The sequence below is a fragment of the Owariibacterium komagatae genome (assembly GCF_045865535.1).
GTDB classification, from domain to species: Bacteria; Bacillota; Clostridia; order Oscillospirales; family Ruminococcaceae; genus Ruthenibacterium; species Ruthenibacterium komagatae.
Window position 1 is genome coordinate 792,189 of record NZ_AP031406.1, and the last position, 23,115, is coordinate 815,303.

The window sequence follows — 23,115 nt, forward strand, 5'->3', positions numbered from 1 at the left end:
TTTTTCACATGAATGTACTTTGTAAAAAAGTGCGCAAAATGGACAGTCCCACTTCACCGCTTTTTTCCGGATGAAACTGAACCCCCATTACGTTGTCTCTCTGCACGGCCGCACAAACGCGGACGCCGCCGTATCGTACGTCTGCCAGCCGGTCGTCTTCCCGGGCCGGCACCGCGTGATAACTGTGCACAAAATAGGCCTGCCCGCCTGCCGGGACATTCCGAAGGACGCTGTTTTTCGCTGCAGGTAAAAAATGAAGTGCGCTCCAGCCCACCTGCGGGCATTTCAGCGCTTCACCATCCAACCCCTGCATTGGAAGATGTTCCACCCGGCCCGGCAAAAGCCCCAAGCCCTTGCAAACACCGCCTTCACTGCTTTGTTCAAACAACATCTGCATTCCCAGACAAATGCCCAGCAGAGGTGTTCCCTGTCGGACTTTCTGCAGAATTGCACGGTCCAGCTGCGTCTTTTCCAGCATTGCCATGCCGTCCGCGAAGGCGCCAACACCGGGCAAAACCAGTTTTTCCGCTGTTTCAATTTCAGCCGGCTCTTTCGCCAGATCTACCTGGGCGCCGCAATATTCCAGCGCACGCTGTACGCTGAGCAGATTGCTGCGGCCATAGTCAATCACCGTCACATTCATATTCTCACCTCGAGCCCTTTGTTTCGAAGTGCCTGCTTCAGCTCCGGAATGCTTGTTTTCCCGTAATGCAGTGCACTGCCCAACGCCACCGCATCGGCTCCATTTTCAGCCGCCAGCGCCAGACTTTCGGCATTTTGCGCCCCTCCGGCCGCAATGACCGGGATCTCCACCTGTGCGGTAACCGCCGCAATCAGGTCCTGATCCATTCCTTTCTGAAACCCTTCCCGGTCCACGCTGGTGAGCAAGATTTCCCCGGCACCGCGCTCGGCACCTTCCCGCGCCCATTCCATCACATCCCGGCCGGAGTGTTCCCGGCCATTGTCATAATAGGCCTCCCAGCCGCCGGCACAGCGTTTTGCCTGAATACTCAAAACCACACACTGTCGGCCGAACGCCCGGGCACACCGGGTCAGCAGTTCCGGGTCGTGCAAGGCGGCGGTGTTGACCGCCACTTTGTCGGCACCGGCGCGCAGCAGTGCCGCCATGTCCTCCACGCTGCGCACGCCGCCGCCTGCCGTGATGGGAATAAATACATCCCGGGTCGTACGCTCCAATATTCCGGAGAGGTTGCTGCGGTTGTACAGGCTTGCCACGGTATCCAGATACACCAGTTCATCGATGCCCTGCTGGTAATAACGCAGCGCGAAGTCATGGGGATCCCCCAGCTTGCGCAGTCCCTCGTACTGAATGCCCTTGACCAGGAACGCATCCTTCACATCCAGGCGCGCAATGACGCGCAAACGCCGGGGGCTCATGGTTTTTCCTCCTGCGGAGCACCGTATCCGCAAGCACTCTCTCCATCAAAAGGCGTGTGGCGCAAACTCCATCGTCCGTCCTTGTACTGCCACAAATGCGGCGAACGGAAGCGGTCTGCCAGATGCATGAAGTAAGCAAGATCCATCTCCGGCTGTTCAAAACAATCCGCCGCACGGCCAAAATGCTCTTTGTCGATGGAGAGATAGCGGAACACCTCATCCGCGAAGCGCATGGGAAATTCGCCGTCGTACTTTTTGCACAGCGCCACCCCTTCGTCCCGCGTGATTTCCTTGTTTCGAATCTCCTGCGCTGCGTCGTACGTGCAACGGCCCACACCGTATTTGATGTAGGTGGTGTAATAGAAAAAATCATCCACTTTATCGTCGATGGAATTGTACTTGGAATAAGTGCCCGCCGTGCGTTCAGGACTGGGCACAAAGCCGCCGTGCTCTACGCTGTAATAATAGGCGCCTTGCGGATGCCATTTTTCATAATAGCCCATATAGTGCACCTGGATATGGTTTTTCTCCACATCGCTGGTCTCGCAGGGCAGATAAATCGCAAGATCCGCTTTGTCGATGCCGAAGTCTTCTTCCAGCTGGCGCAGAGAGACGCCGCCCAGGTAAATATGGTCGAAATCATTGGTGGAAAAGAAGTGCTCGTCCCGCAGCGCAGAGTCGTTGTCCGCAATCGGGTTGCCGAACTCCGCTTCGTTTTCACCATAAAACACAAGAGGAATGCCGAATTTGGCAGCCATTTTGGGGGCCAGCTGCTTCTGACCCAGAATAAACGGCTGAAAGGGATGGAACAGATTTTCTGTGGCAAGGCGCGTCAAAAGGCGATGCGTCAGCCCGTTGGGCGTGCACAAATAGTTGTCAAATCCCGCGTGGATCCACGCCTCAAAGTTCTTCCAGCCCCAGGGGGTATAGATGTGCGGTGCCCATGTGACCGTCAGCGGATGCATGCCGTATTTGTATTTCAGCAGATGCGCAGCATAAAAACTGTCCTTTCCTCCGCTTCCCGGCACAAGGCAGTCATACCCGCCATCGGTGCGCCGATAACGGTCACACAGTTCCCGCAGCTGCCGCTCCCGGTCAGCCCAGTCGATCTTGCCCTCTTTGTTGTGACAGGCATGACAGGCATCGCACACGCCATCCTGCTGAATGACCATGGTTTTTTTCAGCGAATGAATGGTATGTTCAAACTCATAACAGCTGTTTGGTTTTTGATTACTCATCACGCATTCCCGGCAGAATTGCACCTGCCGCGGCAGGCCGTAAAAGGTCTTGCGCTGTTCGTCGGGAATGTCCGGCGCATATTGGGCGTAATCGATGGGAACGTAACGCGGTAATTTTTTCATAGTATCTCTCTCCCTTACAAAAATGAGCAAAGGCGCCCGCGCGCACAGAGTTTGTGTTCTCTGCGCATGCGGGCGCCTTTGCCCGTTTGTTTTTCAATCTTCTGTTGTCTCAAAAAGCTTCAGAATTTCCAGCGCAGCCTCCCGGCTGGAAATGCGCTCATCCATTGCACGCTTTTCAATGGCGCGGTGCGCCTGTTCCTCGGTCATGCCCTGACAGCGAGCCAGCGCACATTTTGCCTGCGACACAACGCGCGCTTCGTCCAGCCGTTTGGTCAGCCGGGCATTCTGCTCCATCACCCGGCGCATCCGCTGGCGTCCGGTTCGAATGACCCGCAGTGCAAACAACGCCTGCTGACGGGAAAGCGGTTTGGAAAGCACATAAACGCCGTACTTTTCAAGCCCCGCCGCCACCTTGTCCGCCTGCGGCGCAGCGCACAGCAAAATACTGTCCATCCCGTCGTGTACCGCCTGTGCAGCCAGATCCTTTCCAAATTCATCCGGCAGTGGCGCATTGACGATCAGCAACGAAAAATCGCCGCCGCAGAGCGCGCGCCGCGCCTCTCCTGCACTGGTGCAGCAGCGAACAGGCTGCCCGCCCGCAGCGAAAACCGCCCGCAAGGCCTCGTGATACTGTCGGTCGCTCGCAATCAACACACCTGGCACCCTGTTCACCTCCCCCTCTTCCCCAGCCGGTTATACGCGGCTGAAGTACTGCCGAAGCTCATAATCATACGGCTTTTCACTGTCGGTGTAAGCCCGAGCCTCGCGCTGCTTGTGCTGAAGATAATTCTCCAAAATTTTCTCCGGAATCACACTGCGCAAAAACGCACTTTTTTGCGCCAGTTCCACCGCCTGCCCCAAACTGGAGGGCAGCGGTGTCAGACCGCGCTCCCGTCCATGGGCGTACACATCATAATTGGACGGTTCCGGCAGCGGAAGCTTTTCCTGCACGCCCTCAAACCCGGCCGCCAACAGCAACGCGGTTACATAGTAAGAGTTGCAGGCCGGGTCCGGGCTGCGCAGTTCCATTCGGCAGTCCGCACCCTGGGCCGCCGGGACCCGAATCAGAGACGATCGGTTCTGACTGGACCAGCTGACCACACCCGGCGCTTCAAAGCAGCCCAGACGCCGGTAAGAACCAGGCAGCGGATCTGCAAAGGCGGTGATTTCCGGCATGCGCCGCATCACACCGGCCAAAAAGGAAGCCGCCGTCGGGTCGGGATGTTCCGCAAAATGTTCAAACAGATTTTTGCCGTCCTTCAAAATGGACAGATTCAGATGCAGCCCGCTTCCGCTTTTGCTCGGCAGCGGTTTGGGCAGGAATGAGGCAAACAGCCCATTCTGCGCCGCGACCGCTTTGACCACTGCGTGCATGGTCATCAGGTCATCAGCGGCCTGCAGAGGAGACGCACAACGAAAATCGATCTCATTCTGACCGGGCCCCTGTTCGTGATGGCTGCGCTCGGGCTGGATGCCCATTTCCTCCATGGTCAGGCAAATCTCCCGCCGCACATTTTCGCCACGGTCCATGGGCGCCACATCAAAATAGCCTGCTTCGTCAAAGGGCGTCAGCGTGGGGCGACCCCTTTCATCGGTTTCAAACAGATAAAACTCGCACTCCGGTCCCAGCAGAAACCGGTAACCGGCCTGCGCGGCCTTCTGCTCCATCTGCTGCAGAAGATACCGGCCGTCTCCCTCAAACGGGCGGCCGTCCGGATAACGGATATTGCAGAAAAAACGGCCTACACAACTCTCGCTGGGCCGCCAGGGCAGCAACGAAAACGTATCCAGGTCCGGCACCAGAAACAAGTCCGATTCAGCCACATTGGCAAACCCGGGAATGGCCGATGCGTCAAAGGAAACCCCTTTTTCCACCGCATGGGGAAGCTGACTGGCCATGATGGCAATGTTTTTCTGCACACCGAAAATATCGCAGAACGCCAGCCGGATAAACTTTGTATCGTTTTCCTCAATAAAGGAAAGAAGCTGTGACAGGGTATGGCTCATGAAACCCCTCCTTTACAGATGCTTAAAAGTAAAAAAACGCTGCGTCACCCTTGGGGAAGAACGCAGCGCCTTTGCTGTTTCATGTTCTTCATTATAGTCCCGGCGCCCTGTTTCGTCAAGACAAAGCGCCGCATTTTTCACCGGCGATCCTCATGCTCCAGCGCCGCCGCAATGAAGGCGCGGAAAATAGGATGCGCCTTGTTGGGACGGCTTTTGAATTCGGGGTGATACTGCACGCCCACAAAAAACGGATGTGCGGAATACTCCATTGCCTCCACCAGATGTCCGTCCGGCGAGGTACCGCTGAGCACGACGCCCGCCTTCTCCAGCTGTTCCCGGTAGTCGTTGTTCACCTCATAACGATGGCGGTGTCTTTCCCGAATTTCGCTGCATCCGTAGATACCACGCAGCCGGCTGCCCTCCCGCAAGCGGCACGGGTAAGCGCCCAGACGCATGGTCCCGCCCTTGGGCACTTCCCCTTTCTGGTCAGCCATCAAATCGATGACACAGTGCTCCGCCTCGGGAGAAAATTCCCGGGAATTGGCATCCTGCAATCCGCACAGGTCCCGGGCGGCTTCTATTACGGCGATCTGCATTCCCAAACAAATTCCAAAATAGGGAACGCCGTTTTCACGTGCCCAGCGCGCCGTGCAGATCATCCCTTCAATTCCGCGCTGTCCAAAACCGCCCGGCACCAGAATCCCGTCCGCACCGGCCAACCGCTCGGCAACGTTTGTGTCATCCAGCTGTTCGGAATCCACCCAGCGCAGGCGCACCCGTGCGTCGTTTTCATACCCGCCGTGGTACAGCGCCTCCACCACGGACAGATAGGCATCATGAAGTTCCACATATTTTCCCACAATGGCAATGGTCACTTCCCGGGACAACGTGGCAATGCGCCCGCAAAGCGCCTTCCATTCGGCCATCTCCGGCTGCTGCGTTTCCCAGCCGAAATGGCGACAGACAAGGTCGTCCAGATGTGCGGCATGAAGCATCAGCGGCACGTCGTACAAGCTGCCCAGTGTGCGGTTTTCAATCACGCAATCCGGCTCCACATTGCAGAAAGCGGCAATTTTCTGCAAGATTCCGTCTTCCAGCGGCTCGTCGCAGCGGGCGATGATCACATCCGGCATGATGCCCATGCTCTGCAGTTCATGAACAGAGTGCTGCGCGGGCTTGGTCTTGTGCTCGCCGGAGCATTTCAGATAGGGCACCAGGACCACATGCAGAAACATGCAGTTTTCACGGCCGATCTCCCGGCTGATCTGGCGAATCGCTTCCAGAAATGGCTGGCTCTCAATATCGCCGATGGTGCCGCCGATCTCTGTGATGACCACGTCTGCTCCCGTGTAATCCGCAATGCCGTATACAAACGCCTTGATCTCATTGGTCACGTGCGGAATGATTTGGACCGTACGGCCCAGATATTCCCCGGCGCGCTCTTTGTGCAGAACGTTCCAGTAGACCCGTCCGCTGGTCAAATTGGACAGCTTGTTCAGATCCTCATCGATAAAACGCTCATAATGCCCCAGGTCCAAATCGGTTTCCACACCGTCCTCTGTCACAAACACCTCGCCGTGCTGGTAGGGGCTCATGGTCCCCGGATCCACGTTCATGTAAGGGTCCAGCTTCTGAGCCGCCACCTTCAGCCCCCTCTGCTTCAGCAGCCGTCCCAGGCTGGCCGCACTGATGCCCTTTCCCAGCCCGGACACTACGCCGCCGGTTACAAAAATGTGTTTTGCCGCCATTCTTTACGCACACTCCTCGTCTTTTTTCAAAATGAGAAACGGCGCCCACCCCTTTGCCCGACCGGGCAAAAAGATGGACGCCGTTGTCCTCTTTCAATATTCTACCAGAATATTATAGCAAGGGTTGAGGATTTGTCAACGGTTGTTTTATTCTTCACAAGTGTCCTGCAAGGCGGCGATTTCCTCTTCGCCTGTGCGGACTTTCACCACGTTTTCAATGTCGTACACAAACAGTTTTCCATCGCCGATGCGGCCGGTATACAGCACATTTCGTGCGGTATCGATGATCTGTTGGACCGGTACTTTTCCGACCACCACTTCCACCTTGACCTTGGGCAGCAGATTGATTTCCATGGGCACGCCCCGGTAAAACTGTGTCGCACCTTTCTGGGTACCGCAGCCCAGCACATTGGTGATGGTAAGGCCCGTCACGCCGATTTGGTTGAAGGCCTGCATCAAATCATTGAGTTTGCTCTGCCGTGTGACGATCACCACTTTGCTCATCTTTCCGCTTTCCGCAGCCGGTTCTGCCCGGCGGGCAGGCGTCTGCGGAGCAGCGCTTTCCAGCGCAGGCATCTGATCGCAGGTGATGAAGTCCGCATAGCTGCTGGCCAAACCATGTTCTTTCACATCCAGACCCGCAATTTCTTCCTCCGCGGAAACCCGTAGGCCGACGGTGTGCTCAATTACTTTGAAAACGATTACCATGGTCAGCGCCACCCAAACAACCACTGCGGCCACTCCCAGCAGCTGAATCCCCAGCAGGTGGAAGCCGCCGCCCAGGAACAGGCCTGTGGTCTGCGTACTGGTTCCGTCGGAAAAAAGCCCCACACAAATCGTGCCAAGCGCGCCGTTCAAACAGTGGACGCCCACAGCACCCACAGGGTCATCCACTTTCAACACCTGATCGACCCATTCAATGCCGAACACCACCGTCAGACCTGCCAGTATGCCGATGACAGCAGAAGCTGTTGGGCTGACGGTGTCACAGCCGGCGGTAATGGCCACAAGCCCCGCCAGCGTACCGTTCAGCGTCATGGACACATCCGGTCGTTTGTAGCGAATCCAGGTGATGATCATGGCAGTGCAGGTAGCCACCGCAGCTGCCAGGTTGGTGGTCACGAAAATCTTGCCCGCCAGCTCGATTGCCTGCCCCTTCATGGACACAGTGGAGCAACCGTTAAAGCCGAACCAGCAGAACCAGAGAATGAAAACGCCCAATGCGCCCAATGTCAGGCTGTGGCCCGGAATCGCATGGGGTTTTCCGTCCCGGCTGTATTTGCCAAGGCGCGGACCCAAGATCCACGCACCGATCAGGGCTGCCACGCCGCCGGCCAGATGTACTGCAGCGGAACCCGCAAAATCGTGGAACCCCATCTGTGCAAGCCAACCGCCGCCCCATATCCAGTGGCCGGAAACCGGATAGACCACCAGACTGATGATGAGGCTGTAAATGCAGTATGCGGAAAATTTTGTCCGTTCTGCCATGGCGCCGGACACAATGGTGGCCGCTGTAGCGCAAAACACCGTTTGGAAAATCAGAAATGCAAAAAACGGAACGCCATCCGGCAGCATGGAAGTGCCGTAGTTTGCCTCACTGGCCAGACCGCCGATTCGCCCCACCAGCGCACCGGAGCCGCCGAACATCAAACCAAACCCCACCAGCAAGAAAACCGGTGTTCCGATGCAGAAGTCCATCAGGTTTTTCATGATGATGTTGCCTGCGTTTTTGGCGCGCGTAAAGCCCGTTTCCACCATTGCGAAGCCCGCCTGCATAAAACCAGCACCGCGCCCACAAGTACCCAAATGGTATTGACCGCTGAATATTCCAACATTGTTCTTCCTCCTTCCAACGCAAAAGCGCGCTCCCTGCCACCGGCAGAGAACGCGCCTTTGCGTTGATTGTTTTGTTTTAAATTTTAAACAGAAAACAGCAGCTTCTCATAGTTCGGATACGGAAGCGCACCATCGGGCAGATCCGCTTCAACGGCATCCGCCACTGTGCGGACCGTATCCATGCGCTTCAGGACCGCATCATGATAGAACCGCGCGGATTCCAAAGCATCCTCCAGCTTTTCGGCTGTGGCCAGGTCGGCCTCCATCCACTCCTCTTCCTGGTCCAGCTTCTGGTAGGCCTGCGAAAGCCGGGTCAGAAGCTTTTCCTCGGCGCCGCAGTCCAGATGCGCAAACACCGCTTTTTTGTTGCGGACCGACACCGCCACTTTGTCCATCTGCTCCAGCAGCGCCGGCAAAAACTCATGGCGGATCATCGCCTGCAGCGTCTTGGCCTCTACGTGCAACGTTTTGCTGTAACCTTCCAGCAGAATGAGATAACGGGACATGATCTCATCTTTGGTGAAAATGTGATGGCTGGTAAACAGCTCAATGCTCTTGGGAGATATAAAGCGGGGCAGTGCATCCGGCGTGGACACCAAATTGTCCAGGCCGCGGCGTGCAGCTTCCTGCACCCATTCCTCGGTATAGCCGTTGCCGTTGAAGATGATTCGTTTGTGTTTGATGATAGCGCGCTTCAAAAGCTGATGCACCGCACCGTCCATCTGATCCGAAGGCACATCCTTCAACTCTTCATAGAACTGGCGCAGGGCCTCGGCTACCGCCGTGTTCAAAACAATGTTCGGTCCGGACACCGAGAGGGAGGAGCCCAGCATCCGGAACTCGAACTTGTTTCCGGTAAAGGCAAAGGGGCTGGTGCGGTTGCGGTCTGTGGAATCTTTGAAGAAACGGGGGATCACCGCCGCACCGATTTCCATGGGAGTTTTCTTCTGCTTGTCAAAATAGCTGTCATTTTCAATGGCTTCCAGCACAGCCGTCAGCTCGTCTCCCAGGAAAATGGAAACAATGGCGGGCGGCGCTTCGTTGCCGCCCAGGCGGTGGTCGTTGCCCGCACTGGCAACGGATACGCGCATCAGATCGCCGTATTCATCCACCGCTTTGATGACCGCCAGCAGGAACACCAGAAACTGCGTGTTTTCGCTGGGTGTTTTGCCGGGGTTCAAAAGGTTCACTCCGGTGTCGGTGAGAATGGACCAGTTGTTGTGCTTGCCGGAGCCGTTGATGCCCTCAAAGGGCTTCTCGTGAAGGAGACAGGCCAAACCATGCTTATCCGCCACTTTTTTCATCATTTCCATGGTCAGCTGGTTGTGGTCCACCGCCACGTTGGCAGTATCAAACACCGGCGCCAGTTCGTGCTGAGCCGGGGCCACCTCGTTGTGCTTGGTTTTTGCGGGAATGCCCAGCTTCCACAACTCTTCATCCAGATCGTGCATAAATGCCGCCACACGGGGCCGCAGTGCGCCGAAGTAATGGTCTTCCATCTCCTGCCCTTTGGGTGCCATGGCCCCCAGCAGCGTACGGCCGGTAAAAATCAGGTCCTTGCGCTGTTCGTACAGTTTCCGGTCCACCAGAAAATACTCCTGCTCCGGCCCGATGGTGGTGGAGACGTTGGACACTTCCGGGTGGCCGAGCAGATGCAAAACCTTGACCGCCTCGCGGCTCAGCGTCTCCATCGAGCGCAGCAGCGGTGTTTTTTTGTCCAAAGCCTCGCCGCTGTAGGAACAGAACGCCGTGGGAATGTACAGCGTGCCGTCTTTGATGAAGGCCGGAGATGTGGGGTCCCAGGCCGTATAGCCGCGAGCCTCAAAGGTGGCGCGCAGGCCGCCGGAAGGGAAACTGGAAGCATCCGGCTCGCCCTTGATCAGCTCTTTGCCGGAAAAATCCATGATGACCTGACCGCTGCCCACAGGCGTGATAAAACTGTCGTGCTTTTCAGCGGTGAAGCCCGTCATCGGCTGGAACCAGTGGGTGTAGTGTGTGGCTCCGTTGTCCACCGCCCACTCCTTCATCGCTACCGCTACGGAATTGGCGACATCCAACTCCAGCGGCAGATTGTTGTCAATGGTCTTTCGCAGCGCCTTATACACATCCTTGGGTAATTTTTCGCGCATGATGCGGTCGTTGAACACAAGGCTTCCATACAGTTCCGGAATTCGTTTGTCCATAACAATGCTCCTTTCCAAAATGCCGACGCGAAACGGACCTTTTCCCACCCGTGCGTTTTTCGGATAAAACGAAACGGCGCCTCGGGTCATCCCAAAGCGCCGTTGCTTTATGCTGTGTAGTATACTCGCTTTTTTTCAGTTGTCAACTCCCTATACATGTCCCAAAATCCGGTTTTCGGCGATTTGCTTTAAAGTAATAAAAGAGACTTTTTTCACAAAACAACCGAATATTCCTGTCTGTTTCGGTTTAAATTTTCGCAAAATGACAATTCTTTTTTTGCCCCTTTACAAACCCGTGCAAAAAGCTGTATAGTTTAACGCATAAACACGAACATTGTATCTTTGACAAAGGCGTCAAAGGACCTTCGGCTTTTTGCGGCCGGGGCTCCTTTGACGCCTTTTTTCATGCAGGCAAGGAGGCCGATTATGAAAGACCAAAACCTCTATCCGTTGTATTGCCCCCAGATGGAACACGACAACTGCGGCATCGGCGCCGTAGCGGATATTCACGGCCGGAAAAGCCGCGCTATTGTCACTGACGCGCTGAAAATCGTGGAAAACCTGGAGCATCGTGCCGGCAAAGACGCAGACGGTGCCACCGGAGACGGAGTCGGCATTCTGGTCCAAATCCCCCACGCATTTTTTGCCCGCGTCTGTGCCCAAGAGAACATTTCCATTGGGGAAGAGCGCTCATACGGTGTTGGCATGTTTTTCTTCCCGCAGCAGGAGCACGCGCGCACCCAGGCACAGAAAATGTTTGAGGTGATCGTCAAAAAAGAGGGATTGCGCTTTCTCGGCTGGCGCACCGTACCCGTGTCGCCCCTAGTGTTGGGAAGCAAGGCGAAAGCATGTATGCCCGCCATTGTGCAGGGGTTTATAGAGCGACCGGAAACCATTCCCGCCGGGCTTGCGTTTGACCGAAAGCTGTATGTGGTCCGCCGGGTGTTTGAGCACAGCAACAGCGGCAGCTACGTTGCCTCGCTCTCCAGCCGCACCATTGTCTACAAGGGTATGTTTCTGGTGGGGCAGCTTCGCACATTCTTTGAAGACCTGCAGGCGCCGGACTTCACCTCGGCCATCGCCATGGTTCACTCGCGGTTTTCCACCAATACCGAACCCAGCTGGAAGCGGGCACATCCCAACCGGCTCATTGTTCACAATGGCGAAATCAACACCATTCGCGGAAATGTCGATAAAATGCTGGCCCGGGAGGAAACGCTGCACACCGAAGCGTTTTCTTCGCAGGACTTGAGCAAGGTCTTTCCGGTGATCCATCCATCCGGTTCGGACTCTGCCATGCTGGACAATTCCCTGGAATTTCTGATGATGTGCGGTATGCCCCTTCCGCTGGCTGTCATGATCTCCATTCCGGAACCCTGGAGCCACAACGAAACCCTTTCGCAGGAGCGCCGCGACTTTTACCAATACTATGCCACCATGATGGAACCCTGGGACGGCCCAGCCTCCATCCTGTTTTCCGACGGTGATGTGATGGGGGCCGTGCTGGACCGCAACGGTCTGCGGCCGTCCCGCTACTGCATCACTGCGGACGGCCGCCTGATTCTCTCTTCAGAAGTGGGTGTTCTGGAGCTGGATGAAGCGCAGATTCTGAAAAAAGAGCGCCTGCACCCCGGTAAAATGCTGCTGGCGGACACGCAGAAAGGCATGGTTCTCAACGACGAAGATGTGAAGGAATTCTATGCGGGCGCGCTGCCCTACGGAGAGTGGCTGGACAGCTACCTTGTCCGGCTGGGGCAGCTGCATGTCCCCAATGAGCGGGTGCCTGCCCTGGAAGGTGAGGAACGCGCCCGCCTTCTGAAAGCTTTTGGCTACACCTGGGAAGAGACGCGGGGAACCGTTCTTTCCATGGCGCTCAACGGCAGCGAAGCCATTGGCGCCATGGGAACGGACACGCCGCTGGCGGTTCTGAGCCGGGAATATCAGCCGTTGTTCGCCTATTTCAAGCAGATGTTCGCCCAGGTGACCAATCCGCCCATTGATGCAGCCCGGGAAAAGATCGTCACATCCACCACGGTATACGCAGGAAAAAGCGGAAATTTGCTGGACCGTCGGCCTGAAAACTGTCGGGTGCTGAAAATCGAAAATCCTATTCTCAACGATCTGGATCTTCTGAAAATCAAGCATATGAAGCGGCCCGGATTTCAGGTGGCCACCGTCTCCATTCTGTTTTATAAAACCACACCGCTGGATCAGGCTCTGGAAAAAGTTTTTCTTGAGGTAGACAAAGCCTATCGCGCCGGCGCCAATATTTTGATTTTGTCCGACCGGGGCGTGGACGAAAACCACGTGGCGATTCCCTCTTTGCTTGCAGTCTCCGCCGTGCACAAGCATCTGGTCAAAACGCGCAAGTGTACGGCTCTGTCTCTGATTCTGGAGTCCGGCGAGCCGCGGGAGGTCCATCACTTTGCGGCGCTGCTGGGATATGGCGCCTGCGCGGTCAATCCCTACCTGGCCCACGCCGCCATTGCCCAGCTGACGGAAGAAGGCCTGCTTGAAAAAGATTACTATGCAGCCGTGGAAGATTACGATCACGCGGTGCTGCAGGGCATCGTCAAAATCGCATCCAAAATGGGCATCTCCACCATTCAGTCCTATCAGGACAGCCAGATCTTTGAAGCGCTTGGCATCGCCCCGCAGGTCATTGACGCCTATTTCACCGGGACAACCAGCCGAATCGGCGGACTGACGCTGAAAGAAATTGCCGCTCACACTGAGGCGCAGCATTCCCGGGCCTTTGACCCGCTGGGCCTGCCGGTGGATCTGGCCCTTCCTTCTGTGGGAAAGCACAAGCTGCGCAGCCAGGGAGAGCACCATCGCTATAATCCGCAGACCATCCATCTGTTGCAGCGTGCCACCCGGGAAGACAATTATGAGCTTTTCCAGGAATACACCCGCTGTGTGGACGATGAACATGCCGGCACATTGCGCAGCTGCATGGACTTTGCTTTTCCCCGGCAGGGGGTTCCCCTGGAGGAAGTGGAACCCATGGATTCCATCGTGCGGCGGTTTAAAACAGGCGCCATGTCCTACGGCTCCATTTCCCAGGAAGCTCACGAAGCGCTGGCCCTGGCCATGAATCACCTGCATGGCAAATCCAACAGCGGCGAAGGCGGTGAAAGCGACGAGCGTCTTTTGTCTGCCGGGACGGACCATAACCGCAGTTCGGCTATCAAACAGATTGCCAGCGGACGGTTCGGCGTGACCAGCCGCTATCTGGTCAGTGCGCAGGAGTTGCAGATCAAAATGGCGCAGGGCGCCAAGCCCGGCGAAGGCGGCCACCTTCCCGGTCGGAAAGTCTATCCCTGGATCGCCAAAACACGCCACTCCACACCGGGCGTCAGCCTCATTTCCCCGCCGCCTCATCATGACATTTATTCCATTGAAGATCTGGCACAGCTGATTTACGATTTGAAAAACGCCAACCGCTATGCCCGCATCTCCGTCAAACTGGTGTCCGAGGCAGGGGTGGGCACGGTGGCCGCCGGCGTGGCGAAAGCGGGCGCACAGGTCATCCTGATTTCCGGGCATGACGGCGGCACCGGCGCGGCGCCGCTCAGTTCCATCCACAACGCCGGCCTGCCCTGGGAGCTGGGCCTGGCCGAAGCACACCAGACGCTGGTTCGCAACGGCCTGCGCCGCCGGGTCATTCTGGAGACCGACGGCAAATTGATGAGCGGCCGGGACGTGGCCATCGCTGCGCTTCTGGGCGCCGAAGAATTCGGGTTTGCCACCGCACCGCTGGTAACACTGGGCTGCGTGATGATGCGCGTATGCGATTTGGACACCTGCCCCATGGGCATCGCAACCCAGAATCCCGAATTGCGCAAACGCTTTTGCGGCAAACCGGAATATGTAGAACGCTTTATGCTCTTTGTGGCCCGGCAGCTGCGGGAATACATGGCCAAACTGGGTGTTCGAACGCTGGACGAAATGGTCGGCCGCACCGATTTGCTGAAGCCCGCACCTGTCCGGCCGGACGGCCCGGCACTGGACCTCAGCGCGATTCTCGCCCGGCCCACCGATGCGCCGGTGACTTTCGACCCGGCCTTCGCGTACGATTTCCACCTGGAAAAGACAAAGGATGACGCCGTGCTGCTGCAGGATGCGGATATCCGCGAGGCGCTTTCCAACCAGGCTCCCTGTCATAAAACCGTGCACCTGCAGAACACAGACCGTGCTTTCGGAACACTGCTGGGTGCCGAGATCACCCGCCAGCATCCGGACGGTCTTGTCGAAGACTGCATTCATCTCTCCTGCATCGGTGCGGGCGGCCAAAGTTTCGGCGCATTCGTTCCCCGCGGTCTGACCCTGTCGCTATGCGGCGACAGCAACGATTATTTCGGGAAAGGGCTGTCCGGCGGGAAACTGATTCTCTTCCCGCCCGCCAATGCGCCCTTCTCCGCCGAAGAAAACATCATTGTGGGCAATGTGGCGCTGTATGGTGCCACGTCGGGTACCGCCTATATCAACGGCCTGGCCGGCGAGCGCTTCTGTGTGCGCAATTCCGGTGCACGCGCAGTGGTAGAGGGAGTGGGCGAACACGGCTGCGAATATATGACCGGCGGCTGTGTGGTGGTTCTGGGGCCCACCGGGAAGAATTTTGCCGCCGGCATGAGCGGTGGCGTGGCCTATGTGCTGGACGAAAAGAACGAACTGTATCGCAACCTCAACCGAGAGATGGTCCTGATGGAGAGCGTCGACACCAAATTTGACCGCGAAGAACTGCAGTCCATGATCCGCGCTCATTTTCAGGCCACGGGTTCTCCGAAAGCCAAACGGATTTTGGAGGCCTTCGAAGAATATCTTCCCAAATTCAAAAAAATCATTCCGGGTGATTACAAGCGGATGCTTCAGCTGTCTGCCCAGTTCGAAAAACAGGGCATGGACCGGGAATCCGCTCAGATCGAGGCGTTTTACGCCAGCACCCACGCACAGTAAAGGAGGAGCCTGTTATGGGGAAACCCACCGGTTTTTTGGATTATCGCAGACAAGAAGGACCTTCCCGCCCGCCGCTGGAGCGGCTGAAAGATTTTTGCGAATTTCACGATGCATTGCCCCGGGAGCAGCAGCGTCTGCAGGGCGGTCGCTGCATGGAATGCGGCGTTCCTTTCTGCCAGTCCGGCGTTATGATGAACGGCATGGTATCGGGGTGTCCGCTTCACAATCTGATTCCCGAAACCAACGACCTTATCTGGCGCGGGAAATGGGAACAGGCTTACCGCCGCCTGAATCAAACCCACTGCCTGCCGGAGTTTACTTCCCGGGTGTGCCCGGCTTTGTGCGAGGCCGCCTGCACCTGCGGTGTGCATGACGGGGCTGTCTGCATTAAAGAAAACGAACGGCAAATGATTGAATACGCGTTTCAAAACGGGCTGGTTGGCAGCGGTGAGCCCCCGGTCCGCACAGGGAAGCGCATTGCCGTGGTCGGCAGCGGCCCCGCCGGTCTGGCTGCCGCGCTTCGCCTGAACCAGCGGGGGCACCGTGTCACCGTGTACGAACGCAGCGACCGGCCCGGCGGACTGCTGCAGTACGGCATTCCCAATATGAAGCTGGACAAACATCTGGTCGAGCGCCGTATCCGCTGGATGGAAGACGCCGGCATCCGATTCTGCTGTGGAGTCGATGTGGGCCGGGATGTTTCCGGCGAGCAGCTTCTCGAAGAATACGACCGCGTTTTGCTGACAGGCGGTGCGTCCCGCCCCAGAGATTTGACGGTGCCGGGCCGGGACGCAAAGGGAATTTCCTTCGCAGTGGACTTTTTGTCCCGCGTCACGCGCGCCCTGCTGGACAGCGATTTCCAGCAGATGCCGCTGGAACTTGCCCAGGGAAAACGGGTCCTGGTTATCGGCGGCGGAGACACCGGCAACGACTGTGTGGGCACGGTTCTCCGTTTGGGGGCGAAGTCTGTGACACAGCTGGAAATGATGCCTCCGCTGCCTGTGCAGCGCAGTGCCTCCAACCCCTGGCCCGAATGGCCGCGTGTTTTGAAAACCGACTACGGACAGCAGGAGGCCGCCGCTCTTTCCGGGCAGGACCCCCGGCGTTATCAGACCACTGTGACCGAGTTTTGCAAAGACGACCGCGGAGCCGTTTGCGGGGCGGTTCTGACTGCGCTGACCCCCTGTCAGGAGGACGGCCGGCTTCGCATGAAGCCCGTGCCCCAAAGTGAGGAAATGCTGCCCGTGGATCTGGTCCTGATTGCCGCCGGATTTTTAGGCAGCGAACTCTATCTGCCGGATTCTTTCGGTCTTTCGCTGGACAGCCGCGGCAATGTCGCCGCAGACGGCGAAACGTATCGGACCGCCAATCCCCGTGTGTTTGCCGCAGGCGATATGCGGCGCGGTCAATCACTGGTGGTCTGGGCCATTGCCGAAGGTCAAAACGCCGCCCGGGCGGTGGACCAATCGCTGATGGGGTACAGCAATTTGTAAGGGAGGAAGCGACATGTGTACGATTTTAAGCTATTCCGGCAAAGACATCGGGCCGGAAACGCTCATGGGATATCTGCGGCGCAACGCGATGCGCGGTCCGGATGACGCCCGCATTCTGCCCACGCCCTTCGGCTATTTGGGATTTGCGCGGCTTGCCATTATGGGGCTCAGCCCCGAGGGGATGCAGCCCTTTGAACACAACGGCAGCTGGGCCGTCTGCAATGGCGAAATTTACGGATTTCGCCGTCTTCGCGCAGAACTGGAGCAGCGGGGCCATGCCTTCTACAGCGGATCGGACTGCGAAGTTCTTCTTCCTCTGTACGAGGAATACGGCTGCGAGATGTTTGCCCACCTGGATGCGGAATATGCCTGCGTGCTGTACGATGGAAAAAACGGACATCTCATCGCCGCCCGGGACCCCATCGGCATCCGGCCTCTTTTCTACGGTTATTCCCGCAGCGGTGCCATCGCTTTTGCAAGCGAGGCCATCAACCTGGAGGGGTGGGTGGATGAAATTCGTCCCTTCCCGCCGGGATATTACTACTGCGACGGTCAGTTTGTCCCCTATCACCGCATCGATCAGGCGACGCATTACCTCCATGCCGATGTGGAAGAACTGACGGCCGGCATTCATGACCGTCTGATCGAAGCAGTGCGCAAACGCCTGGATGCAGATGCTCCGCTGGGGTTTCTGCTCTCAGGCGGGCTGGACTCCAGCCTGGTGTGCGCCATTGCAGCCTCTCTTTCCCCCAAACCCATCCGCACATTCGCCATCGGTATGGACACAGATGCCATTGATTTAAAATACGCGCGGCAGGCTGCCGATTTCATCGGGGCCCGGCACACGGAAGTCATTATGACCCGTCAGCAGGTGCTGCAGGCACTGCCCGATGTAGTGCGCTCACTGGGTACATACGACATCACCACCATCCGGGCCAGCATTGGTATGTATCTGGTCTGCAAAGCCATTCACGAGACCACCGATCTGAAAGTGCTTCTCACCGGTGAGATCTCTGACGAACTGTTTGGGTACAAATACACGGATTTTGCTCCCAGCGCCGCAGAATTTCAAAAGGAGGCGTCCAAGCGTCTGCGGGAGCTGTTTTACTACGACGTTTTGCGCGCCGACCGGTGCCTGGCGGCGCATGCGCTGGAAGCACGGGTTCCCTTTGGCGATTTGGAATTTGTGCGCTACGTCATGTCCATTGACCCGGCCAGAAAGCAAAACGTCTACGGCAAGGGCAAATACCTTTTGCGCAAAGCCTTTGAAACGGACGGCATCCTTCCGGATGCCATTCTCTGGCGCGAAAAAGCCGCCTTCAGTGACGCAGTGGGGCACAGCATGGTGGACGATTTGAAAGAATATGCCGAGTCCTGCTATTCCGATGCAGAATTTCAGCGACTGCGCACGCGCTATTCCCATGCCCAGCCCTTCACCAAGGAAAGTCTTCTTTACAGAGAGCTGTTTGAGCAGTTCTATCCCGGTCAGGCGCGGATGATCCCCGACTTTTGGATGCCCAACCGCACCTGGCCCGGCTGCAATGTGGATGACCCCAGCGCCCGTGTACTCGCAAACTACGGCGACAGCGGAAAATAGCCTTTCTTTTCTTTTTCAGCGATTGTGGTATAATGAGGAAAAAATCAGCGGTCTCCCGCCGGAAAGGAACTGGTTATGCCTGCCATCACTGTCATGCTGAAACCCGCTTCGGGGCTGTGCAATATGCGTTGCCGTTACTGTTTTTATGCGGACGAACAGAAAAATCGCTCTGTGCCCAGTTATGGGCTGATGAGTGAAGAAGTGCTGCGTGCAGTCCTCACCCGTGTGCTGGAATACGCAGACGGCGAGTGTACCATTGCATTCCAGGGCGGTGAGCCCACCTGTGCGGGACTTCCGTTTTTCCGGCGCGTGGTAGAGCTGGAGCAGGAGCTGAACCATAAGAAGGTTGCCATTCACAACGCCATTCAGACCAACGGTTATGTGATCGACGACGAGTGGGCGCAATTTCTGGCGGACAATCATTTTCTGGTGGGAGTTTCTCTGGATGGACCCCGGGAAATTCATGATCTGAACCGTCTGGACGCCAAGGGCAACGGAACATACAACCGCGTCATGCGCGCCATAGCCACATTGAAAAAGCACGGCGCGGAATTCAACATTCTCACGGTGGTCACTTCGGCCACCTGCCGCAGCATTCGCAAAACCTATTCTTTTTTTCAGCGGAACGGGCTGGATTATCAGCAGTACATCCCCTGCCTGGACCCGTTGGGAGAAGAGCGAGGCGGGCACGATTACTCGTTGACCTGCGAAGCCTTCGGCCAATATTTGAAAGACCTGTTTGACTGCTGGTACGAAGATGCCCGGAAGGGCCGGCTGACCTATAACCGCTATTTCACCAATCTTCTGCTGATCCTCACCCGTCAGCAACCCGAAGCCTGCGGCATGCTGGGGCAATGCGGCCGTCAGTACGTGGTGGAAGCGGACGGCAGCGTCTATCCCTGCGATTTCTATATGCTGGATGAGTGGAAGCTGGGAAATTTTCTCACTGACACGGTGGAAGACGTTGACCGCCGGCGCGATGCGCTGGGTTTCATTCAAATGTCCATCGATGTGAACCAAACCTGCCAGAAATGCAAATGGTTTCCTCTGTGCCGCGGCGGATGCCGCCGGGACCGGGAACCCATGGTGGACGGAAAACTTCAGAAAAACTATTTCTGCGAGGCATATTCCCAGTTCTTCGAATATGCTTACCCGCGCCTTGCACAGGTAGCACGTGCCGTGGAAGCCGGTGTGTTCGGTTCATCCTGTTAAGCGCGTTGTTCACGCTCATTTGTACGAAAAAGCCCCCTTGCTGCAACACGTCAGCAAAGGGGCTTTTTTATTGGATATGCAGCAGCATTTACTGATTGCCGGAACACTCCCGGAGAAAAACAAATGTTTTCTCGTCTGAGCACTCTGCGCTGTAGCGGTAATTCAAGCGGTCGAATTGACGAAGCTCCGCCGGATTTTCAATCTGATTCTCCGCCATATAACGCACCATTTCACCGCGGGCCATCTTGCACATGGTCCCCTTCTCAACAATTTTTCCGGCCTGCTGTTCTCCGAACACGCAAGTGATCAGACGCGCCCCGGCGGGGACGAAGCGGGTAATGCACAAGCTGTATTCTTTTGACGCCAGATTGATCACACAATCTGTCTCCGAGAACAAAGCCGCTGCAAGCGAATCGCCCCAAAAAGCGTACAAATCTTTTGCCTGGCCCATGGCAAGTTTCGCCTGCATCTCCAGCCGATAGGGACGCACCCCGTCGAAAGGGCGCAGCAGTCCGTAAAATCCGGATAAAATTCGCAGATGCTCTTTCACATAATCCAGCTCTTCCCTGCTGAAAACCCCCGGCGCCATGTATTGATACTGAATTCCTTCATAGCTGAGGACGGCCGGCGTCAGATTGCTGCGCAAATCCATATTTTTCAGCCGTTCTGTGTTGAGTTCCGCAATTTTGTCATTGCATTTCCACAGTTTTTTCAATTCTGCGTAGGACATACTGCACAATTTTTCGCACAGCAATTGTGTCCTGTCCAAAAACAGGGGCAGCTCTTCCCAAGGCAGACTGTCCGTATCAAAATTCATCTTTTTCGCCGGGGAAATAATCATTTTCATAAGCCGTTATTCCACCTCGTAAGGCCATGTATTGATTCCGCCGAACTCATAAACCCGTTCATACCCGAATTGTGCTAAACGGTGCGCCGCACTTCTACTGCGATTGCCGCTGCGGCAGTATACCAGCACCGCCGTATTCTTGTCCGGGATCTTCCGTTCTGCACTTTCCCGGTTGATCGTTCCCAACGGAAAAAGCACCGCTCCGGGAATATGGCCGCTGTCATACTCATCCTGTTCCCGGACATCCAGAACGAAAACACCCGGCTGCTCCATCATCTGCCTTGCCTGTTCCTGTGAGATTGAACGATAGGAGGATGCCTTCTCTGACACATGCCCCCAAAATCGTGAAAGCCAGCCCTGCTTCATTGTTCGTTCTCTCCGTCAAGGTATGCCAAAATCTCTGCCGCATTGGTATCAGGCTTCACCTTGGGCATTGCCATCTCAATGGTCCCATCCGCATCAATCACATACGTGGTGCGCACCACCCCCATACTCACCTTGCCATAAAGTTTCTTTTCTTTCCACACATCGTATGCCTGTATGGCTTTCAATTCGGGGTCTGAAAGCAAAAGAAACGGCAATTCATATTTTTCAGCAAATTTCTGATGGGACGCTACGGAATCTTTGCTGATTCCGATCACGACCACATCGCGGCGCTGAAACGCGTCAAAATTCTGCGCAAAGGCGCAGGCCTGCCGTGTGCATCCGGGCGTATTGTCTTTGGGATAAAAATAAAGGACAATGCGGTGCCCCAAAAAATCTGACAGCTTTACGTCTCTGCCCTCTTTATCCTGCAGAATAAAATCCGGTGCCTGTGTTCCTTTTTCCAGCATGCTGTTCGCTCCTTCTCTGTTCTCCTGCAATGGCGGAGATTTTCTTTCCATCCGGTTTTGCTCATTGTATCATACCTGTACAACGGACGCTACACCCAGCGCAGAATTTCCGGCCGCTGCCCCATACAAAAAGCGCGGAAAACAAACCGTTTTCCGCGCTTTCATCAACTTACCACTGGGTCAATTCCAGATACAAGTTCTTATACTGCTTCGCCGAGTTCTCCCAGGAAACATCTTTTGCCATATCGCGCTGGACCACCTGGTCCCAATTGGCACGCTCGGTAAAATATGTCGTCTTGGCGCGATTGATCGCATCCAGCAAAAGCCCTGCGTCATAACGGTCAAACGTGAAACCGTTTCCGCTGCCCGTATAAACGTTATACGGCTCTACCGTGTCCTTCAAACCGCCTGTTTCACGAACAATGGGAAGCGTTCCGTAATGCATGGCATTCAGCTGCGTCAAACCGCACGGCTCAAAACGGGACGGAACCAGCAGTGCATCCGCGCCTGCATAAATGCGGTGAGCCCGTGCTTCATCGTATTGGATACAGGCACTGAACATGCCGTGATAGGTGTTCTCATAATAGCGGAACGTATCCTCATACTGCTTGTCGCCGGTTCCCAGCACCACAATCTGCGTATTGCCATCCATCACCTGCGGGATAATCGCATTGAACAGGTCCAGGCCCTTCTGGTTGGTAAGGCGGGAAATCAACCCCAGCACCAATTTCTCCTCGTCCTGCTCCAATCCAAGTTCTTTCTGAAGCGCCAGTTTGTTTTCCTTCTTGCGTTTCAAAACGTCATCCGCGTCATAATTCACCGCCAGCGCAGCGTCCGTTTTCGGGTTCCACATCTCATAGTCGATTCCGTTTACAATTCCCCGAAGTTTGTAGCTGTGATAGCGCAGATGCTCTTCCAACTGTTCGCCATACTCACCCGTCTGAATCTCCTGAGCATACGTACCGCTGACTGTGGTAATACGATCTGCATAAGCAAGACCGCCTTTCAGCATGTTGGCATCCTCGTATCCCTGTTTCAGCGCCCCCATATTGAACACTTCATCCGGCAGACCGGACCAGTACTGAATCGTCGGGATGTTATAAATTCCCTGGAAACGAAGATTGTGAATGGTGAGCACCGTTTTGGCACGGCCCACCGGAGAATCATGGAACAACGTGCGCAGATAGACCGGCACCAGCGCCGCCTGCCAGTCATGGCAGTGAATAATATCCGGAATCCAGTTCATAAAATTCAGCGCGGCCAGCGCAGCCTTGCTGAAGAAGCAATATTTGGGAATATCATCCACCAGGCTGATGTACGGGTTCCCGGCAGAGAAGAATTCCTGATTATCAATAAAATCGTACACCACGCCATCACAGACATACTCCATGATGCCCACATAGTAATTGCGGCCGGTTCGTCCCAGGTCCATGTAAAATTCTCCGCGGTACACCATTTTGTCCTGGTACTGCTGCCGAATGCAGGCGTAACGCGGAAGAATCACGCGCACATCACAATTCTGCTTTACCAGTTCCCGCGGAAGTGCATACATCACATCGCCCAATCCGCCTGTCTTCACAAACGGATAGCATTCCGAACCAATAAACGCTACGCTCCGCCGGGGAGACTCCGGCACTGTCT

At 56.1% G+C, this 23,115-nt stretch carries 15 protein-coding genes and 1 pseudogene; 4 read left to right on the plus strand and 12 right to left on the minus strand.

Going from position 1 to position 23,115, the window contains the following annotated elements:
• Window positions 1–4: 4 nt before the first annotated feature.
• The 8 genes and pseudogenes from hisH to ACKTS9_RS04055 all read right to left on the minus strand — a co-directional run bounded on the left by hisH (window position 5) and on the right by ACKTS9_RS04055 (window position 10,533).
• Window positions 5–643, minus strand: coding sequence for an imidazole glycerol phosphate synthase subunit HisH (gene hisH / locus ACKTS9_RS04020; RefSeq protein ID WP_407879089.1), 639 nt, complete (start codon window positions 641–643; stop codon window positions 5–7).
• A complete protein-coding gene (gene hisF / locus ACKTS9_RS04025; protein WP_407879091.1) occupies window positions 640–1,398 on the minus strand; it encodes an imidazole glycerol phosphate synthase subunit HisF in 759 nt (252 codons plus the stop codon). Before hisF ends, hisH begins: the two co-directional genes overlap by 4 nt.
• On the minus strand, window positions 1,395–2,759 hold the full coding sequence (locus ACKTS9_RS04030; RefSeq protein WP_407879093.1) for an N-acetyl sugar amidotransferase: 1,365 nt from the start codon (window positions 2,757–2,759) through the stop codon (window positions 1,395–1,397). The genes hisF and ACKTS9_RS04030 overlap by 4 nt, the downstream gene beginning before the upstream one ends.
• A gap of 93 nt (window positions 2,760–2,852) precedes the next feature.
• Complete coding sequence (locus tag ACKTS9_RS04035; RefSeq protein ID WP_407879095.1) at window positions 2,853–3,422, minus strand: ANTAR domain-containing response regulator; 570 nt, start codon at window positions 3,420–3,422, stop codon at window positions 2,853–2,855.
• Window positions 3,423–3,452: 30 nt separating this feature from the next.
• Window positions 3,453–4,766: a glutamine synthetase family protein gene (locus ACKTS9_RS04040; RefSeq protein WP_407879097.1), complete on the minus strand. Its 1,314-nt coding sequence runs from the start codon at window positions 4,764–4,766 to the stop codon at window positions 3,453–3,455.
• A 137-nt stretch (window positions 4,767–4,903) separates the two neighbouring features.
• Window positions 4,904–6,514, minus strand: coding sequence for a CTP synthase (locus ACKTS9_RS04045; protein ID WP_407879099.1), 1,611 nt, complete (start codon window positions 6,512–6,514; stop codon window positions 4,904–4,906).
• A gap of 147 nt (window positions 6,515–6,661) precedes the next feature.
• A pseudogene (locus ACKTS9_RS04050) lies at window positions 6,662–8,346 on the minus strand (ammonium transporter).
• An 87-nt stretch (window positions 8,347–8,433) separates the two neighbouring features.
• The gene (locus ACKTS9_RS04055; RefSeq protein ID WP_407879102.1) at window positions 8,434–10,533 is read right to left on the minus strand and encodes a glutamine synthetase III; all 2,100 of its coding nucleotides are present in this window, start codon (window positions 10,531–10,533) and stop codon (window positions 8,434–8,436) included.
• Window positions 10,534–10,959: 426 nt separating this feature from the next.
• Here ACKTS9_RS04055 and gltB point away from each other — a divergent pair, with 426 nt between their 5' ends.
• From gltB to ACKTS9_RS04075, 4 genes are all read left to right on the plus strand, one after another.
• Window positions 10,960–15,492: a glutamate synthase large subunit gene (gltB, locus tag ACKTS9_RS04060; protein WP_407879104.1), complete on the plus strand. Its 4,533-nt coding sequence runs from the start codon at window positions 10,960–10,962 to the stop codon at window positions 15,490–15,492.
• Between the two features lie 14 nt (window positions 15,493–15,506).
• Window positions 15,507–16,985 carry a glutamate synthase subunit beta gene (locus ACKTS9_RS04065; protein ID WP_407879106.1) on the plus strand — a complete coding sequence of 493 codons (1,479 nt, stop codon included), beginning with the start codon at window positions 15,507–15,509 and terminating at the stop codon, window positions 16,983–16,985.
• Between the two features lie 13 nt (window positions 16,986–16,998).
• Window positions 16,999–18,582: an asparagine synthase B gene (asnB, locus tag ACKTS9_RS04070; RefSeq protein ID WP_407879108.1), complete on the plus strand. Its 1,584-nt coding sequence runs from the start codon at window positions 16,999–17,001 to the stop codon at window positions 18,580–18,582.
• A gap of 75 nt (window positions 18,583–18,657) precedes the next feature.
• Window positions 18,658–19,794 carry an anaerobic sulfatase maturase gene (locus ACKTS9_RS04075; RefSeq protein ID WP_349214646.1) on the plus strand — a complete coding sequence of 379 codons (1,137 nt, stop codon included), beginning with the start codon at window positions 18,658–18,660 and terminating at the stop codon, window positions 19,792–19,794.
• A gap of 88 nt (window positions 19,795–19,882) precedes the next feature.
• Here the strand turns inward: ACKTS9_RS04075 and yaaA are convergent, their stop codons facing one another.
• The 4 genes from yaaA to ACKTS9_RS04095 all read right to left on the minus strand — a co-directional run bounded on the left by yaaA (window position 19,883) and on the right by ACKTS9_RS04095 (window position 23,110).
• Window positions 19,883–20,641 carry a peroxide stress protein YaaA gene (gene yaaA, locus ACKTS9_RS04080; RefSeq protein WP_349214647.1) on the minus strand — a complete coding sequence of 253 codons (759 nt, stop codon included), beginning with the start codon at window positions 20,639–20,641 and terminating at the stop codon, window positions 19,883–19,885.
• 6 nt (window positions 20,642–20,647) lie between these two features.
• Window positions 20,648–21,007 (minus strand): rhodanese-like domain-containing protein, encoded by a 360-nt coding sequence (locus ACKTS9_RS04085; protein ID WP_349214649.1) that lies wholly within the window; start codon window positions 21,005–21,007, stop codon window positions 20,648–20,650.
• Window positions 21,004–21,474: a thioredoxin-dependent thiol peroxidase gene (bcp, locus tag ACKTS9_RS04090; RefSeq protein ID WP_349214681.1), complete on the minus strand. Its 471-nt coding sequence runs from the start codon at window positions 21,472–21,474 to the stop codon at window positions 21,004–21,006. Before bcp ends, ACKTS9_RS04085 begins: the two co-directional genes overlap by 4 nt.
• A 169-nt stretch (window positions 21,475–21,643) precedes the next feature.
• The gene (locus tag ACKTS9_RS04095; protein WP_349214683.1) at window positions 21,644–23,110 is read right to left on the minus strand and encodes a glycogen synthase; all 1,467 of its coding nucleotides are present in this window, start codon (window positions 23,108–23,110) and stop codon (window positions 21,644–21,646) included.
• Window positions 23,111–23,115 lie beyond the last annotated feature (5 nt).